At 46.4% G+C, this 16406-nt stretch carries 15 protein-coding genes; 2 read left to right on the plus strand and 13 right to left on the minus strand.

All coding sequences use genetic code 11. The features are described from left to right. Positions 1 to 55 precede the first annotated feature (55 nt). The 7 genes from ACTSEZ_RS11675 to ACTSEZ_RS11705 form a co-directional block, all read right to left on the minus strand. Positions 56 to 2170: an amylo-alpha-1,6-glucosidase gene (locus ACTSEZ_RS11675; protein WP_369734376.1), complete on the minus strand. Its 2115-nt coding sequence runs from the start codon at positions 2168 to 2170 to the stop codon at positions 56 to 58. Positions 2171 to 2262: 92 nt separating this feature from the next. Beyond that, complete coding sequence (locus ACTSEZ_RS11680; protein ID WP_369734377.1) at positions 2263 to 3267, minus strand: LacI family DNA-binding transcriptional regulator; 1005 nt, start codon at positions 3265 to 3267, stop codon at positions 2263 to 2265. Between the two features lie 124 nt (positions 3268 to 3391). Further along, positions 3392 to 3703, minus strand: a complete 312-nt coding sequence (locus ACTSEZ_RS11685; protein ID WP_369734378.1) for an iron-sulfur cluster biosynthesis family protein — start codon at positions 3701 to 3703, stop codon at positions 3392 to 3394. Further along, the gene (locus tag ACTSEZ_RS11690) at positions 3700 to 4596 is read right to left on the minus strand and encodes a YegS/Rv2252/BmrU family lipid kinase (RefSeq protein WP_369734379.1); all 897 of its coding nucleotides are present in this window, start codon (positions 4594 to 4596) and stop codon (positions 3700 to 3702) included. Before ACTSEZ_RS11690 ends, ACTSEZ_RS11685 begins: the two co-directional genes overlap by 4 nt. A gap of 288 nt (positions 4597 to 4884) precedes the next feature. Further along, positions 4885 to 5616 (minus strand): exonuclease domain-containing protein, encoded by a 732-nt coding sequence (locus ACTSEZ_RS11695; RefSeq protein WP_369734380.1) that lies wholly within the window; start codon positions 5614 to 5616, stop codon positions 4885 to 4887. Beyond that, positions 5613 to 6593: a DUF294 nucleotidyltransferase-like domain-containing protein gene (locus ACTSEZ_RS11700; RefSeq protein ID WP_369734381.1), complete on the minus strand. Its 981-nt coding sequence runs from the start codon at positions 6591 to 6593 to the stop codon at positions 5613 to 5615. The genes ACTSEZ_RS11695 and ACTSEZ_RS11700 overlap by 4 nt, the downstream gene beginning before the upstream one ends. Before the next feature lie 24 nt (positions 6594 to 6617). Beyond that, a complete protein-coding gene (locus ACTSEZ_RS11705; RefSeq protein ID WP_369734382.1) occupies positions 6618 to 7883 on the minus strand; it encodes an ammonium transporter in 1266 nt (421 codons plus the stop codon). Between the two features lie 324 nt (positions 7884 to 8207). On the opposite strand from ACTSEZ_RS11705, the gene ACTSEZ_RS11710 reads away from it, so the two are divergent. After that, positions 8208 to 9173, plus strand: coding sequence for an L-lactate dehydrogenase (locus ACTSEZ_RS11710; RefSeq protein ID WP_369734383.1), 966 nt, complete (start codon positions 8208 to 8210; stop codon positions 9171 to 9173). Positions 9174 to 9520: 347 nt separating this feature from the next. Here the strand turns inward: ACTSEZ_RS11710 and ACTSEZ_RS11715 are convergent, their stop codons facing one another. After that, positions 9521 to 11656 (minus strand): heavy metal translocating P-type ATPase, encoded by a 2136-nt coding sequence (locus tag ACTSEZ_RS11715; RefSeq protein WP_369734384.1) that lies wholly within the window; start codon positions 11654 to 11656, stop codon positions 9521 to 9523. Continuing rightward, entirely contained in the window at positions 11646 to 12017 is a 372-nt protein-coding gene (locus ACTSEZ_RS11720) for an ArsR/SmtB family transcription factor (protein ID WP_369734385.1), read from the minus strand. Before ACTSEZ_RS11720 ends, ACTSEZ_RS11715 begins: the two co-directional genes overlap by 11 nt. Positions 12018 to 12161: 144 nt before the next feature. On the opposite strand from ACTSEZ_RS11720, the gene ACTSEZ_RS11725 reads away from it, so the two are divergent. Then, entirely contained in the window at positions 12162 to 12476 is a 315-nt protein-coding gene (locus ACTSEZ_RS11725; protein ID WP_369734386.1) for an ArsR/SmtB family transcription factor, read from the plus strand. 49 nt (positions 12477 to 12525) lie between these two features. Here ACTSEZ_RS11725 and ACTSEZ_RS11730 read toward each other — a convergent pair whose 3' ends face one another. The 4 genes from ACTSEZ_RS11730 to ACTSEZ_RS11745 all read right to left on the minus strand — a co-directional run bounded on the left by ACTSEZ_RS11730 (position 12526) and on the right by ACTSEZ_RS11745 (position 16315). Beyond that, positions 12526 to 13446, minus strand: a complete 921-nt coding sequence (locus ACTSEZ_RS11730) for a cation diffusion facilitator family transporter (protein WP_369734387.1) — start codon at positions 13444 to 13446, stop codon at positions 12526 to 12528. 176 nt (positions 13447 to 13622) lie between these two features. Continuing rightward, on the minus strand, positions 13623 to 14603 hold the full coding sequence (locus tag ACTSEZ_RS11735) for an ABC transporter permease (protein ID WP_369734388.1): 981 nt from the start codon (positions 14601 to 14603) through the stop codon (positions 13623 to 13625). Further along, positions 14596 to 15513, minus strand: coding sequence for an ABC transporter ATP-binding protein (locus ACTSEZ_RS11740; RefSeq protein WP_369734389.1), 918 nt, complete (start codon positions 15511 to 15513; stop codon positions 14596 to 14598). The genes ACTSEZ_RS11735 and ACTSEZ_RS11740 overlap by 8 nt, the downstream gene beginning before the upstream one ends. Then, positions 15503 to 16315, minus strand: coding sequence for an SGNH/GDSL hydrolase family protein (locus tag ACTSEZ_RS11745; protein ID WP_369734390.1), 813 nt, complete (start codon positions 16313 to 16315; stop codon positions 15503 to 15505). Before ACTSEZ_RS11745 ends, ACTSEZ_RS11740 begins: the two co-directional genes overlap by 11 nt. Positions 16316 to 16406 lie beyond the last annotated feature (91 nt).

The following is a 16406-nucleotide window of genomic DNA, read 5'->3' on the forward strand; positions in this document are numbered from 1 at the left end:
TGCCCCTTCCAATTTTTTATGATCTAAAGGAGGTGTCCCTCCAGCAGATAATGGGTTATTTCTGTGCGAGCTGCTTAGATGTGTTAAGTTGAAATCCTGTCGTATTTTTCAGCACTTCTATTTTGTAATCTGTTCCGCTGCGTTTGATAGAAAGAGACAGTTTTCCCTTTCCGATTGCGAGATCCTGTACTTCAAGTGAATTCATTGATGGGAGCAGAACAGGAGAAAGCTTGATTTCTTCCTTTATGCTGTCCGGAAATAACCCGAGCAGAGATTGAATAAACACAAGCGGTGTTCCGGCTGCCCAGGCTTGCGGCGAGCAGGCAACAGGGTATTTTACTGCTTTGCCCCCCTTGCTGCTGTAACCGCAGAACAGTTCAGGCAGACGGTCATATTCAAAGTGTGATGCCGCTTCAATCAGACCGTTTATAACTTTGGCTGTTTCCTGATGGAAGCCCGTTTTGCTCATTCCAAGCAGAGACATGCTGTTGTCATGCGGCCAGATGCTGCCGTCGTGATAGCTCATCGGATTGTAGCCGGCTTCGCCTTCCGCCATCGTCCGGATGCCGTAGCCTGAGAACATTTTCGGCGAAACAAGCATATCTGTTACTGATTTTGCGCGGGTTTCGCTGAGCATGCCTGAAAACAGAACGTGGCCGGGATTTGACGTTATCGTTCCTACCTGGTCTTTCTTTTCATCAAGAGCGATGGCATAGAACTGAACATCCTCCATCCAGAACGCTTCTTCAAATCTATCTTTTAAAGCAGTTGCCTGTCTGCGGAGCGGGTCTGCTTTTTCAGGAAGATTCATTTTTTCATAGATCTCGGCAAGCCCCGTTTTTGCCTGATAGACATATCCCTGTACCTCTGCAAGGGCAATCGGCGTTTTCGCATACTCTCCGTCACGGTGAACAACTGAATCACCGGAGTCCTTCCAGCCTTGATTCGCTATGCCCTTGCTTGATTCTTGATGATATTCAACAAACAGATCATCATCGCGGTCGCCGTATTCATCAATCCACATTAAAGCGTTCTCAATTGTTTTCTCCAGAGATTTTGCAAGTTCCAAATCCCCGGTCCATTTCACATATTCAGATAATAGAATTAAAAACAGCGGAGTCGCATCAACCGTGCCGTAATATGGAGTAAACGGGATCTGGCCTGTTGCAGCAAGCTCCCCGAACCGGATTTCATGCATGATTTTACCCGGCTGCTCATCTCTCCATGGATCCAGATTCTGTCCCTGGTAATGCGCCATTGTAAGAAGAGTTCCTTTTGCAATCTCTGCCTGGAAAGGAAGGATCTGAAGTGCGGCAATCAGGCTGTCACGTCCAAATGGAACGCCAAACCAAGGAAGTCCCGCTACCGGGAACGGTCCAAACCCAACGTCTGTCAGAAGCACTCTCATATCATTCAGCCCGCGTTCAACCAGACGCTGCAGCGGTGCAAAATCCGTCTTCACTGTCGCTGTGCCGTCATTCCAGTTTTCATAGGAAGCTTCAAGCTTTTCAAGAGCGTCTTCTTTTTTCACCATTTTATTTCCGATGCTATCGCCAATCTTTGGTTGTACCGCAAGTGTCACGGAATCTGATTCACCGTGTGCCAGTTCAAATTCGAACACAATGGTTCCGCTCTCTTCAGCGCGCTTTGCTTGTTTATCCCAGGTGATGACTGTGCTGCGGTTTACATTGTCCGCGCCTTCGTAGTGAAACGAAAGGGTGTTTTCCTCAATCTTTTGGCCGGTTCTTTGGCCAAGATCGCCGTTTTGGAATCCGCGGACAACAAACATGTCCAGAAAATCAACATCTGCATGCACGCTGATTTCAAATTTTACCGGCTTCGGAAAGTAATTTTTCACTTTCACTTCTTCATAAAGCACATCGTCATAGATAAAACGAGCGCGTTCCATTTCAACGGATTCTCTCCACAGAATCAGCTCACCGTCTTTTTCCATATGGGGATTCGTCAATAGAATGCTTGATTTGTAGTTTTTGTCCGCTTCAGATGAAAGAAGAATTGGATCTTCACCGTTGATTTTCAAGTCCAGCTTGCTCAGGAAGCGTGTATCCTTTGTGTAAAGCCCTAAGCCGTACGGATGGTTTTCAGGTATATTCCCGTTTGTGTCTGTCAGAAGAAACAGGTCGTTCTCTTTAATCACTCTGTAATCCATAAATGTCCTCCTTGGTGAATCCGAAACGTTTTGGATTTGATGCAGCACTTCCCGAAACGTTTCGGTTTTTGGCAGTACCACAAAAGTGGCTTTTATTTTGCAGATTCTCTTACAATTAATTCGGTTTCAAGTGTAATGACTTGCGCTTCGGAATTTTCTTCTAGCATATCTATGAGTGCATTCGCTGCTTTGTAGCCAAGTTCAAACTTATTTTGGGCAATGGTCGTTAGAGGCGGTGATGAATAGGAAGCAAGCAGAATGTTGTCATAGCCGATGACAGAAAGCTGCTCTGGCACGGAAAGTCCCGCTGCTTTTGCACTTTTTATCACGCCAAGCGCCATAAGATCGCTTGCGCAGAAAATGGCTGTCAGTTCAGCGTGTTCTTTTAAAAGCATCGTTCCTGCTTCCTCTGCTTTTTCCTCCGTAAAGTCACCGCTCGCAATATACTGCTCGTTTACTTGAAGTCCCGCTTCCTCCAGGGCTTCCATATAACCTTTAAGCCTTTGTTTACTTACATAAGCCTGATCATGGCCATTTACTAATCCTATGTTTTTATGGCCGGATTGAATGAGATGTTCAACTGCCCGTTTTGCCCCAAGAACGTTGTCTGTTGTGACATAGCCCACGCTCTTTGATGAAATAGGGATATCAATCAGCATACACGGAATGTCGCTTTCTACAACTTCCTTCAAATAAGGATCATCAATTTTCATCCCTTGAAGGATGACACCGTCGACTCTTCGTTCTCTGCACAGCTGAGAGTATGTTTTCTCCCGCTGCTTCGTAGTGGTCGTACTGAAAAGCACCAGGTCATAATCGCGTTCTGAAATGCATTCATTTACCCCCGAAAGAACCTCAAAAGTGAAATTGTCTTTAGAGCTGACACGGTTCATGCCGGATACAAGCATGCCGATGGTTCTGGACTTTTTCATGACAAGTCCCCTTGCCAGCGTGTTGGGGCTGTAATTGAGCTGTTTGGCAATCTCCGTAATCTTTCGTCTTGTCTTTTCGTTCACATCGGAATAGCCGTTCAGTGCCCGTGATACAGTCGTTACAGACACGCCTGCCGCTTTCGCAATGTCTTTTATCGTAGTCAAAATACTTTCCTCCAAAACGTTTCGGATGCCTTTGATAGTCATCTTACATGATTATGATAACGTTTGCAAATGTTTTCTTTCTGAAAAACTCATGAAAAAAAGGGATGACCAGCATCCCCCTTCCTCATACATATCTCAGCCCAATCCGATTGTTGAAGGTCTGATTCTTATTTTTAAAAACAAAAAAGTTGTTAGAATAGTCAATGGTCAGCTCATGATCATAGGCTTCTTCAAAATCATGATCAACCAGGATGCTTAGCTTTTCCGCCTCCAGTATTTTTTCATATTCTGCCGGATTGCGCTTAGGGACGACTCTCATTTCATAAAGTGTATTTACAATGTCACAGCTTCCCCGGTCAAGCGAGAGCTGAAGCATTTTATCTTCCGGAATGTCTTTCAGCTGTTTCTTTGCACTGTCTGTTACAGTCATTTTCATTGCTCATCCTCCTTCGGAACCAGTATTTCAATATGCCGTTTTAAATTTCCAATTTTCACAGGCAGCTTATCCCCTTCATCCCCATCAACATTCGCAATCATTTCGTATGTAGAGGAAACATCTACCTCGGGAACTTTTAAGTAGACAACCTGCTCGCTTTCTGCCAGATCCCCTGTCAGAACTTTTGGGAGCAGCAGAAGAAATTGAGGCAGGGCCATATCTTTTATGATCATGACGTGCAGTTTGCCGTCGTTGACCTTTGCTTCCGGCGCAATGGTTTCAAACCCGCCCACCGAATTCGTCAGGGCGATAAGCATAAGAAGCGCCTCTCCCTCCCACACGCCCTCTTCATGCTTGACGCGGAGTTCAAACGGCTGCTTTTCCTTCATTTTTTTTACCCCTTCGACAATGTAGGCGAGCGGACCAAGCTTTGTCTTTTGCTCAACAGGTGTTGAAAAGGATGCTTCAGCAAGAGCTCCTACAGCAACAATATTAATGAAATAGCGGTCGTTTATCTTGCCTACATCTGTCCGACTTGAATGCTGTTGCTCCATCATGGCGATTGCGTCTTCCGGCTCCAGCGGAATATGCAGCGCCCTTGCGAAATCATTGACCGTACCAAGCGGGATAAGGCCGAAAAGCGGCCTGTGCTCCTGTTCAGCTATGCCATTGATCGCTTCATTAATTGTTCCGTCGCCGCCCATCGCCGCAACAAAATCAAGCCTCCGTTCACATGCTTCGCGTGCAAAGTCTCTGGCGTCCCCTTCCCCCTCTGTTTCCCGCAGTTCGGTTTCGTAGCCCATCTTTTTCATTGTTTCCAGGGCATATTCCGTATATTCCGCCCCTTTTTCCTTGCCTGAAGATGGATTAACAATCAGCATCGCCTGCTTCAAACCAGATTCCCCCTTGAATGTGCTCTTTTCAATGACCTTACCCTTATTTTGTATAATTGGAACCTGTTAGATTGATAGATTGTTGATTTTTCTATTAAAAAGATAAACTGTTTTCACTCCGATAATTTTTTAAAAAATTGTACCCGTTCCCGTTCTCTCCAGTCACAAGATTACCGCAGGAGTGCCTTCCGCTTCAGTCCACTGGTGTATATAAGTTGTTCATAGAAACAGCAAAATTCACGAATTGAACCAAAAGAAAAAGCACTGCCAAGTCCTATGGCAATGCTTCTAAAGCGCAGCAATCCGTTCATAAATATCCCGAAGGTTACGGCAGCCCTCTTTTTTAACATCTTCAATGTAGCCGCACCAGAGTTTAGCAGTCATGACGGCGTCACCGAGGGCATGATGCCGGTCAGTGATAGGAATCGACCGGTGTTCGCACAGGTCTTCGAGCCTGACATAATCCGTATGGGGATCAGCAATCCGCTGAAGAAAGGAAGTATCGACGATCCGGTGCTTGAAGGGTGCCCGGAAATGCTTCCAGCTTGCGTGCTGCATAAACTTCTTTTCATGCGATGAGTGATGCGCTACAAGGGTGTCACCTTTAACAAATTTAAAAAACTGAATGAGCGCTTCCTCAAGCGCCGGTGCCCCTTCCAATTCCGCTTCTGTAATCCCTGTCAGCGTGCTGATTTCACCAGGAAGGCCGTTTTCGTGGCGGACAAGTGTATAAAACCGCTCGTCTTCGAGCATCTCGCTCCCCTTCACTTTCACCGCACCGATTGAGATAATTTCATTTCCCTGTTCAGGAAAAAAGCCCGTCGTTTCAATATCAAACACGACAGCGGAAAACTCTTCTAAAGGAACAGACATCACTTCCTCAGCCTTCATCTCCCGCTGAAGCTGCCTTAAAAATGCAATCTGCTGGGAATTCTGCCCTCCCTGTGCCGTCCCGAAAACACTCGTCTGAAACTTGCCGTGCACTTCCCGGATAAAATGAATAAACGGATTCGACTTCATGAATGAACACCCTTTTCAATGATCACTTGAACGTAGTGATGCAGCTTCTTCCCGTTTTTTAAAATGGTTTTCAGTTCCTTCTTTTCCGCACGGTTGAGGTCCTGTACAGGCAGATAATGCACATCATCATACTCTTTAATTCTCTTTAAATTCGACATCCGGAACTGAAGCAATCGCTGAAAACTTTCTTTATAGATTTCAAGTTCATTTTTATATTCATCCTGAAGGGAAAGGCCGTTTATCCGGTCAAGGGTGGAGGATTCCATGATCCCTTCTTTAATAGCAAGAATTCTCACCGCATTCACATACGGAAGAAATGCCGCCTGTTTAATGTTCAGGCACCCCTGATAATGGCCGCTGCTTTCTGTAAAGATCTGGCCGAGCGGTCCGACAGACGGTTTGATGTGCATGATGGTATCCAAAAACCGTTTCAGAAGCTTTGGCGACTGCTTTTGATAACTGTCCACTCTTTGCTTTAAACGGATAAGCAGCTTATCATTTCCCGCCATCGTTCTTGCATCAATGAAGATCTGCAGGTATCTCATCGATTCAAAGCTGACATCCTCCATCCATTTGTCGAGCAGCCCTTCATATCCTTCTGCCGACTTGCACCATAAAGGATTTGAGCTCATCACTTTTCCTTCGCAATAAGGGTAACCTGCAGCATGAAGTCCATCCGATAGTTCTTTTCCGAGAGCCAGAAAATATTCCTCTTCAGCTGCACCGCTTTTTTCATACACCATACCGTGATCCTGGTCGCTTACGACCGCCTGTTCAAACCTCCCTGCACTCCCCATGACAAACCACGCATAGGGCGAAGGAGGATCCCCTTTCTCCTCCTTCACAATCTGCAGAGACCGTTCGAAAACCGTCCGCATGACCCGGTCATGAAACACATTCAGCGAATGCGCATCAGACATATGATTCTGAATCTCTTTCTCTCTCCACTCCCTGATTGACCCGTAGCTATCACCCATGAACCGCACGTCCCTTTCGCTCCATTACGAGCTGATCTTATCCTCTTTTGATAAGAATACTTCAGGATAGCCGTAACTTCCATGCTCACTCATATCAAGACCCATAATTTCTTCTTCCTCTGTCACACGCAGGCCGCCCATCAGCTTTTTCGCTGCGAAAAGAATAACGAATGAAACGATGAAGGCATAAGCACCTGACACCCCGACACCCATAATCTGAACGCCCAGCTGTTCAAAGCCTCCTCCGTAGAAAAGTCCCGGCTTTCCGACAGTTGCAAGTTCCGGTGCTGCAAAGAATCCGGTTGAAATGGTTCCCCAAACCCCTGCCGCACCATGAACAGATAAGGCAAAGATCGGATCGTCTATTTTTTTCTTTTCAAAAAATCTCACACTATAAAAAACTAGAATTCCGGCAACAAATCCGATTAGAACAGCTGCCCACGTTTCAACAAATGCACATGAAGCGGTAATCGCGACAAGCCCGGCAAGTGCCCCGTTCAGCATCGTCGGAACATCTGATTTCCCAAGAACAGCCCATGAAACAAGGAGAGCTGCAACCGCGCCTGCAGCAGCCGCAAGATTCGTATTAAGAGCCACATAGCCGAAAAAGCCATCTTCCACTCCAAGCGTACTTGCAGCATTAAAGCCGAACCAGCCAATCCACAGCACGAGCACACCAAGAGCCGTAAAGACCTGGTTGTGGCCGAAAATATTGTTGGCAGAGCCATCCTGATTAAATTTTCCGATGCGGGGCTTTAACAGAATTGTAGCAGCTAAAGCAGCCATAGCACCTGTTAAATGAACAACGGTGGAACCGGCAAAGTCCTGCTTGCCGTGCTCTGCAAGCCATCCGCCTCCCCAAATCCAGTGAGCGACTACAGGATACACCAGCGCCGAAAACAGCACAGTGAACACAAGATAAACCGAGAGTTTCGCGCGCTCAGCAAATCCGCCAAGAGCAATGGTAATCGCAATTCCTGCGAATGCAAGCTGAAAAAGAAAGAAAACAGATGACGATAAATTCATTCCCTCAAGCTCATATCCTGAGTAGAAAAAATGAGACAGTCCAACAAAGAAATTGGAATTGTCACCGAAAATAAAGCCGAATCCAACCGCCCAGAAGATAAGCGATGCAAGACCAAACGTAAAAATTGTTTTCCCTGCAATATGTCCTGCATTTTTCATTCTGGTCGAGCCCGCTTCAAGCAGAATAAATCCTCCCTGCATAAGTATGACAAGAATGGCACCCAGCACCACCCATAAACTGTTTAATAAATATACCGAATCCAATTGAATGTCCTCCCTGATGATTTTTACCTTACATTAGATGTTATAAAACATAACATAAAACTATTATTCTTTATTCTATCTGAATATTAATTGTTGTCAACCAGTTTTCTGTAAATTATGTCACAAATCCTAACATCGATGAATTTGCCTATATTTTTATAACAGGAATTGTCCAGCTCCGCCTCCCAACCCTTCCGTCAGAACAAAATCCCCTAAAAAGGCGGGCTAAACGGTCGGCTACGCTTTTATCATGGACATTTTTCCCTTTTTAAGGTAAAATTATATTGTGAAGTTTTTCACATAATAACGGGAGGGTGTTGCACTGTGGCACAGGAAAAAATAAACCGTGTAGTGCTTGTAGGAACTGGATTTGTAGGATCAAGTTATGCGTTTGCTCTTATGAATCAGGGAATTGCAGATGAACTGATTCTGATTGACGCGAATGCCGAAAAAGCCCTTGGAGATGTCATGGATCTGAATCACGGAAAAGTCTTTGCTCCGAATCCGACTGCCATCAGACTCGGAAACTATGAAGATTGCAAACACGCAGACCTTGTTGTTATTTGTGCAGGCGCCAACCAGAAGAAAGGCGAAACACGCCTTGACCTTGTTTCAAAAAACTTGAAGATTTTCAAAGAAATTACGGAGAGTGTCATGCAATCAGGGTTTGACGGCATTTTTCTCGTTGCAACAAATCCCGTCGATATTCTCACGTATGCCACATGGAAATACAGCGGACTGCCACAGGAGAAGGTGATTGGTTCAGGAACCATTCTGGACACATCCCGTTTCCGCTACCTGCTTGGAGATTACTTTAAAATTGCGCCGAACAACGTTCACGCCTACATCATCGGCGAACACGGCGACAGCGAGCTGCCTGTCTACAGCACTGCGGACGTCGGAGGCATACCTGTTATGAAAATGATTGAACGCAACAGCACCTATAAAAAAGAAGACCTGGATGAGATTTTTAAAAATGTGCGCGACGCAGCCTATCAGATTATTGAGAGAAAAGGCGCCACGTATTACGGCATTGCCATGGGCCTTGTCCGCATCACAAGAGCCATCTTTCATAACGAAAATTGCGTGCTCACCGTTTCTGCGCGTCTCGACGGACAATACGGCGAATCTGATGTTTACATCGGTGTGCCCGCCGTTATTAACCGCGACGGCATCAGGGAAATCGTAGAGCTTGACTTAAGCGCAGACGAACAGAGCAAGTTCCGGCAAAGCGCAGGGGTGCTGAAGGAGATCCTGGCTCCGTTTTGGCCGGGAGATGCACCTGCTTAAGGAAGTAAGAGAGGAAGACTGAAGCACTCCGGCTCTTGGGAAGCCGGAGTGTTTTGCGTTGGAAAATGTGCTGTTTAGCAGATGGATGGAAGAGAGTTTGATTGAGTATGATTAGAGATTGGGATTGTTCCCTTTAGCTGCAGCAGAAAAGCCTGAGTGGTCATAAGTGACATGGATTGTTACCTTCAGCTGCTACAGAAAGGTCTGAAGGGGCTGAAGGGTCTGAAGGGGCTTGGATTGTTACCTTCAGCTGCGGCGGAATTGTCTGAAAGGTCATAAGAGGCTTGGATAGCACTTATTCCATTCAAAAAAAAACACGAACCCCGCAAGGTCCGTGTTCTCCCAATCTAGCTGTCTCTTTTTTCTTTTACTCTTAATAGACGCAATCCGTTGGCTGTCACAAGCAGGGTTGCCCCCATGTCTGCGAAAATGGCGATCCAGAGGGTCAGCCAGCCGGGAATGACAAGGAGCAGCGCGAGAAGCTTTAGTCCGAGTGCAAACGCGATGTTCTGCTTGATGATGACAAGGGTTCTGCGGCTTAAGTCAATGGCAAACGGCAGCTTCTTCAAGTCATCTCCCATCAGCGCTACGTCCGCTGTTTCAAGCGCCGTATCGGTTCCGGCTCCGCCCATGGCTATTCCTACTGAAGCTGCTGCAAGAGCAGGAGCATCGTTTACTCCGTCACCCACCATAGCGGTCTTGCCATAGGTCTGCTGCACATCTTTAACGGCTGTTAATTTATCTTCCGGAAGAAGGTCCGCTTTTATATCCGAAACGCCGAGCTGTCTGCCCACCGCTTCAGCAGTTGCTGCATGGTCTCCCGTCAGCATCACGGTCTTGCTGATCCCAAGCCCCTTCAGCTGATCGATCACCCTTATGCTGCTGTCCCGCACCTCATCTGCTGCAGCTAAAAGAGCAAGCGGCCCTTTATCTGTACCCGCAAGCATAACGGTTTTTCCTTCTCTCTGCAGGGACTGCATTCTTTCGGTCCATTCAAAATCCAGCTTAGCGGATTCCTCAAATAAAGACTGATTACCCACATAAACCCACTCGCCGTCAACTTTCCCTTTCAGTCCTTTTCCAGTGACAGACATAAAGTCTTCGACCACTGGAGATTCAAACGAAAGATTCAAATCTCTGGCCTTCTTTAAGACAGCTGATGCAAGCGGATGCTGTGATTTGTTTTCAAGAGCGGCAACCTTTGTGAAAAATTCATCTTCAGAACGGCCTCCTGCAAGAACTTCAAAATCCGTAACAGCCGGTGTTCCTTTAGTTAAGGTTCCTGTTTTATCAAAAGCCACAGCCTTAATGCTGCCAAGCTCTTCAAGGTAAATGCCGCCTTTTATCAGCACTCCGTTCCGGGCCGCATTGCCGATGGCCGTTACAATGGATACGGGTGTAGAAATGACGAGTGCGCACGGGCATCCTACCACTAAAACAGCAAGCCCCTGATAAATCCACGTTTCCCATGCACCGCTCAGAAATAATGGCGGAAGAACAGCAACCAGCAACGCGACAGCCATAATGGCAGGCGTATAATATTTCGCAAACTTATCAACAAAAGCCTGTGAAGGGGCACGCTCAGCCTGAGCCTCTTCCACCAGGTGGATGATTTTCGATATAGCTGTATCTTCTGCAAGCTTCGTGACCTCAACTTCGAGAAATCCTTCTTCGTTCAGCGTTCCGGCAAACACATCTGCACCGGGGCTTTTTTCTGCAGGCATTGATTCACCGGTAATCGGAGCCTGGTTAACAGAAGAAAATCCTTTTACCACCCTTCCGTCCATCGCGATTTTTTGTCCCGGTTTAACAATCATTATATCCCCGACTTCAATGTCATCCACCCCAATCAGCGATTCCAGGCCATTTCGTCTGATAAGGGCTGTTTTCGGAGCAATTTCCATTAAAGAACGAATCGACCGGCGCGCTCTGTCCATGGAATAGGATTCAAGCGCTTCGCTGATAGCAAAGAGGATTACAACGACTGCCCCTTCACTCCACTCTCCAATGATCGCAGCGCCAATAACTGCGATTGTCATCAATGTTCTCATATCGAATTCGAAACGCATCAGATTTTTAAATCCCGTGAGGAAAAGCGAATATCCCCCGATGATTATTGCAGCCAGAAACGCCAGAATAGACGGCAGGCTTTCTTCGCCATATGCAAAAAGAGAATAGTATCCGAAAACAATGAAACCTATTGATGCGAGCAATGCCGCATGCTTTTTGATAAAAGGTTCTGCCGGCGTTTCCACAGCCCCTTTTTCAGGAAGTATTTTCAGGTGTTCAAACGCACCGGCTTTCTCAATTTCTTTTATACTGGCTTTTCCTATCACGGTCAGCTTGGCGGCACCAAAGTTCACTTTCGCATCCGTCACTCCGTCAAGTTCCTTTACGTTCCGCTCAAATTTCCCGGCGCAGCCGGCACATGTAAATCCTTGTACCCGGTATACATTTTTCTCGGCTGATTGTTCAGCTTCCATGTATGTTCATCTCCTCTTGATGAAAGAAAGCCAGCTGAACCAGCTGCTTCACATATTCATCCTCCAGTGAATAATAAACCAGTTTTCCGTCTTTCCGGAACCTCGCAAGACCCGAGTTTTTCAAAAGTCTTAAATGGTGAGAAGCGGTTGCTGTTGTTGTGCCGGTGATTGCCGCTGCATCACAGACGCAAAGCTCGCCCTCGTCTAAGAGAGCAGAGACAATTTTAAGCCTCGTTTCGTCGGCAAGCGCTTTATAGATTCTCACAGCACTGCCGGTATCCCGCTGCTCAGCTTTTCTTTTTGCCCGCTCAACTTTATCAGAGTGAACACAGGCGACCTCGCAAACATCCTGCATTTTCACTTCATCACACCCTTCATTCAAATCATCGTTTGAATAAAGTATATGCATGAAAATATGAACAGTCAAACAATTATTTGAATGTTTGTAAAAACGGAACATTTTCCCTATAATAAAGAAACAATCGCCCGGAGAAGGAGAATATCAATGTCTAATGAAAAACAAGGATCCTATCAGGACTTGGATGAAGAAACACTGTTTATCGCATCGCAGACATTCAAAGCATTGTCCGATCCTACCAGACTCCGCATCTTAAATCTCCTGACACAGGGAGAACGCTCGGTCAATGAAATAGCCGAAACCTTATCTCTCCTGCAGTCAACCGTTTCCCACCAGCTCAGATTTTTAAAAAACCTGCGCCTGGTCAAATTCCGGAGAGAAGGCACCACCTTATTTTATTCACACGATGACGAACATGTTATCGGGCTTCTTAAACAGATGATCGAGCATGCTCAGCATTAAAAAGACAGCAGAAAAGCCCCGGGATTCGGGGCTTTCTTTTAATTGGCTTTTAATTACAGTGCTCATCCCCGCAGCAGCCCGATCCTTTCCAGTCCACCTGAATGGTTGTATGGTGAAGACCAAATTGGTCATGAAGCAGTTTGTTTGCTTCCCTCAGGACGGCCTGATGTTCCATCCCTTCCTCCACTTCAAGATGACAGCTCAGTGCTGGAAAATCGGATGTAATGGACCAGACATGCAGATCGTGCACCCCGAGCACACGGTCCATGTTCAGCAGAGCATCTTTGATTTCTTCAAGATTCAAGTTGCCCGGAACACCCTCCATCAAAATATGAAAAGAATCTTTTGTGACCCGAAATCCGCTGATGATGATTAAAATGGCCACAACGATACTTGCAATCGGGTCCGCTGCTCCCCAGCCGAAAAACATGATCAGCAAGGCGGCGATAATGGCCCCGACAGAACCAAGCATATCCCCGATCACATGCAGAAAAGCACTTCTGACATTGAGATTATCATCCTTATCACCCTTCATCAGAATGAACGCAGCTGCAATATTAACCAAAAGGCCGATGCTTGAAATGATCAGCATACCCGAGCTGACAACTTCCGGAGGATTCACAAACCGCTGATAGGCTTCCACGAAAATAAAAATGGAAATGACAATCAGCGTCAGGCCGTTAATAAACGCAGCAAGGATTTCAAACCGTTTGTACCCGAATGTCTTGGAAGAAGAAGCACCCTTTGCCCCGAATACGATCGCCAGAAAACTCAAGCCAAGCGCGGCCGCATCACTCAGCATATGACCTGCATCAGAGAGCAGGGCCAGACTGTTTGTCAAAAGCCCTCCTATCACTTCCGCAATCATAAAGAGAGCAATAAGCACAAACGCCAAAAGCAGTGCTTTTTTATTGTTCGTATGGTGGTGGTGGTGATGACCATCATGACCATGGCTGTGCGAATGTCCCATCGTATCCCTCCATTCTCCTTATATATGAATATATGCTCATATATATTATTTCAAAACATGCCGTTTTGTGCAAGGTGTAATTAGCTTTTGCATTTCTATTTTAATTATCAGGTTCGTACACTCCTCACCGTTTCACCAATATAAAAAAACAGCCGCATCCCCTGCGGCTGTTTCTTTTAATAAATATCTCTTCTCGAAAAGACAAAAAACGATACAATGAGGCCGCATAGGGCCCATACGCCGAGGACACTCATGGAAAATCCGAGCGACATCCCGCTGATTGGCGGAGCCATGCCGGCTACATAATCTGTGAGCCTCAAGTTGACCATGAACAAGTATTTAGCCGATTCCCAGGAGGAAACCATATTGGCAAGAATCGCCCCCGCGATCAGGGCGGCGAGCATGACGCCCATGACGGATGCCGTACTCTTCATGAGCACGGACAGGGTAAAGGTAAGCGTCCCGATGACGACTGCGACGAACCATACGAGGCCAAGCTCCATCAGGATATACTGCCACTGGTCAATGAGCTGGACATTTTCCGTGTTCAGCTCTTCCCCGGTCACCGTAAAACCGGTCAGCACCGGCATTGTCCAACCTCCATATCCGAAGACGACTCCCGATATCAAGTAAGATAGTACTCCAAGCGAGAGAACAATAAAGGATACGGACAAAAGCAGGGTAATGTATTTACTTAGAAGGATCTTCCACCTTTTCACAGGCCGTGTCAGCAGCAGTTTGATTGTGCCCCTGTTCGCTTCGGATGAGACAAGGTCAGCTGCAATGACCATGACCATGAGCGGAAGCAGGAGATCGATGGAATTTTCGGCAAACATCCTCATGAACGTCGGTGCTCCCGGCGCACTTGGATTGATGTCATTGTCCAGGTAATATTGCTGCTGTTCCATGCGGATCTGCAGATACTTTTTCCATTCAGCTGAAATACCGCTTGAGCTCAGCCTGTTCTGGGCATTGATAATTTCCTGCTGCAGCTGAGTGCGCCAGTCTGTGGTCCCAAGTTCTTCTTGAAGCTGTTTCGCTTCTTTCATTTGTGCATAGGTGAAAAGGCCAACCAGGACGGCAAGAATTCCTGCGATAATAAAGAGCCGCTTTTTGCGGATAATTTTAATCATTTCGTTGTAGACAAGATTAATCAATGGTTTCACCTTCAGTCAGTTCAATGAACAGGTCTTCAAGGGTTGGAAGCTTAACCTGGATTTCTTTCACTTTAACACCGGCTGAAACGAGCTTCCCGTTCCAGTCCGGGATGTGTTCTTCTTCATGATATGTGACGACCTGCTGATCGAAGTCTGACAGGATGGCTGTTTCCGCTGCCAGCACTTCTTTCCCTTTTTCTGGAGGATCAAGCTTCCAGATGACTCTCTCTTTTTCTGATAGGAGGTGCTCCACTGTGTCTACTTTTAAAACAGAGCCTTTTGATATAATAGCCACCCTGTCGCACATCAGCTGAATTTCGCTGAGCAAATGAGAGGATACCAGGACACTCAGTCCTTCTTTTTCTGCCAGGAACCGGATGAATTCCCGCATTTCACGGATACCTACAGGATCAAGGCCGTTTGTCGGCTCATCGAGGATGAGTACATCCGGTTTGCCAAGAAGAGCCTGGGCAATGCCGAGCCGCTGGCGCATTCCAAGGGAATACGTGCTTACGCGGTCGTCAATTCTGTTCTGGAGTCCGACAAGGTCCACCACTTCCTGTATCCGTTCCTTTGGAAGCCCCGGAACCATGCGCCAGAAATACTGAAGGTTTTCCCGGCCTGTCAGGTAAGGGTAAAGTTCAGGGTTTTCCACAATGCACCCGATGTGACTGATGGCTTTTGAAAAATCCGTCTTTAAGTCATGACCGCAGATTGTAATCTTTCCTGACGTTGCCTTAATGAGTCCTACAAGCATCCGGATTGTCGTGGTCTTTCCTGCTCCGTTTGGTCCGAGAAAGCCGAATACTTCTCCTTTTTGTAGCTGAAACGATATGCCTTTAATGATTTCTTTCCGCCCGATTTTCTTTTTAAGATCTGTCACTGCGAGCGTTGTCTGCCTACTGCTCATCCTGCTTCTCCTCCCCGCTGAACACAATCAATGATGAAAGCCTCTCTCCGATCAGCTTATAGCCTTCTGAGTTAGGATGAAATTTATCGCTGTAAAGATAATCATTCACGTTCTGCTCAAATAAATCGAACGTCGGAACCATGATGACATTTGGGTATTTCGCTGCCGTCTCTGCGGATTCAAAATTCCACTGTCTGACAACAGCGGACGTTGTTTTTGCATCTTCAAGATCATTAAACGGGTTGTAGAGGCCGACATAATAAAGCACCGCATCCTTGTTTATTTTGCGAATTTCGCTGAAAATGGCATCCAGGTTCTTAACATAGGCTTCTCTTGCAGCTTCATTTGAGGAAGCATTCAGATTTTCCAAAGCCTGTCCTCCCTGGAACAAATCATTTCCGCCAATCGTCATGACAATCGTATCTGCTGAGCGGAGCTGCCTCTTAATTTCAGGCTTTTGGAGCTGACCTATGACATCGTTTGAGACTTGTCCTTTTACAGCCAGATTAGACAGGTTAATCTCTCTGTCTGTCTTTTCTCCGAGCTCATCCATCATGTAGCCGATGTATCCTTTACCGGACTGATCCCCGGTTCCCCGCGTTAGAGAATCTCCAAGCGCGACAATCTGATACTCCCCGTCGCCCGAAGCGCTTACTTCTTCCTTTTCACTCTGACCGGGAGATTGCATTGCAGCCGGCCCGCTGAAAAAATAATGCTGAATGGTCCATCCAAGTCCAAATATCCATAAAGCGGTTGCCAGCACGGACAAAATGCCGATAAACTTTGCTGCAGTTGGTTTCAAACGATCACCTTTTCCTAACGTGTTATCCATCAATTTACATGAAAACAGAAGCACAGTGCAACTTTGAGTACGTTCCATCCAGGACAAATTT

The organism is Metabacillus mesotrionivorans, assembly GCF_052171315.1.
Classification (GTDB): domain Bacteria; phylum Bacillota; class Bacilli; order Bacillales; family Bacillaceae; genus Bacillus_P.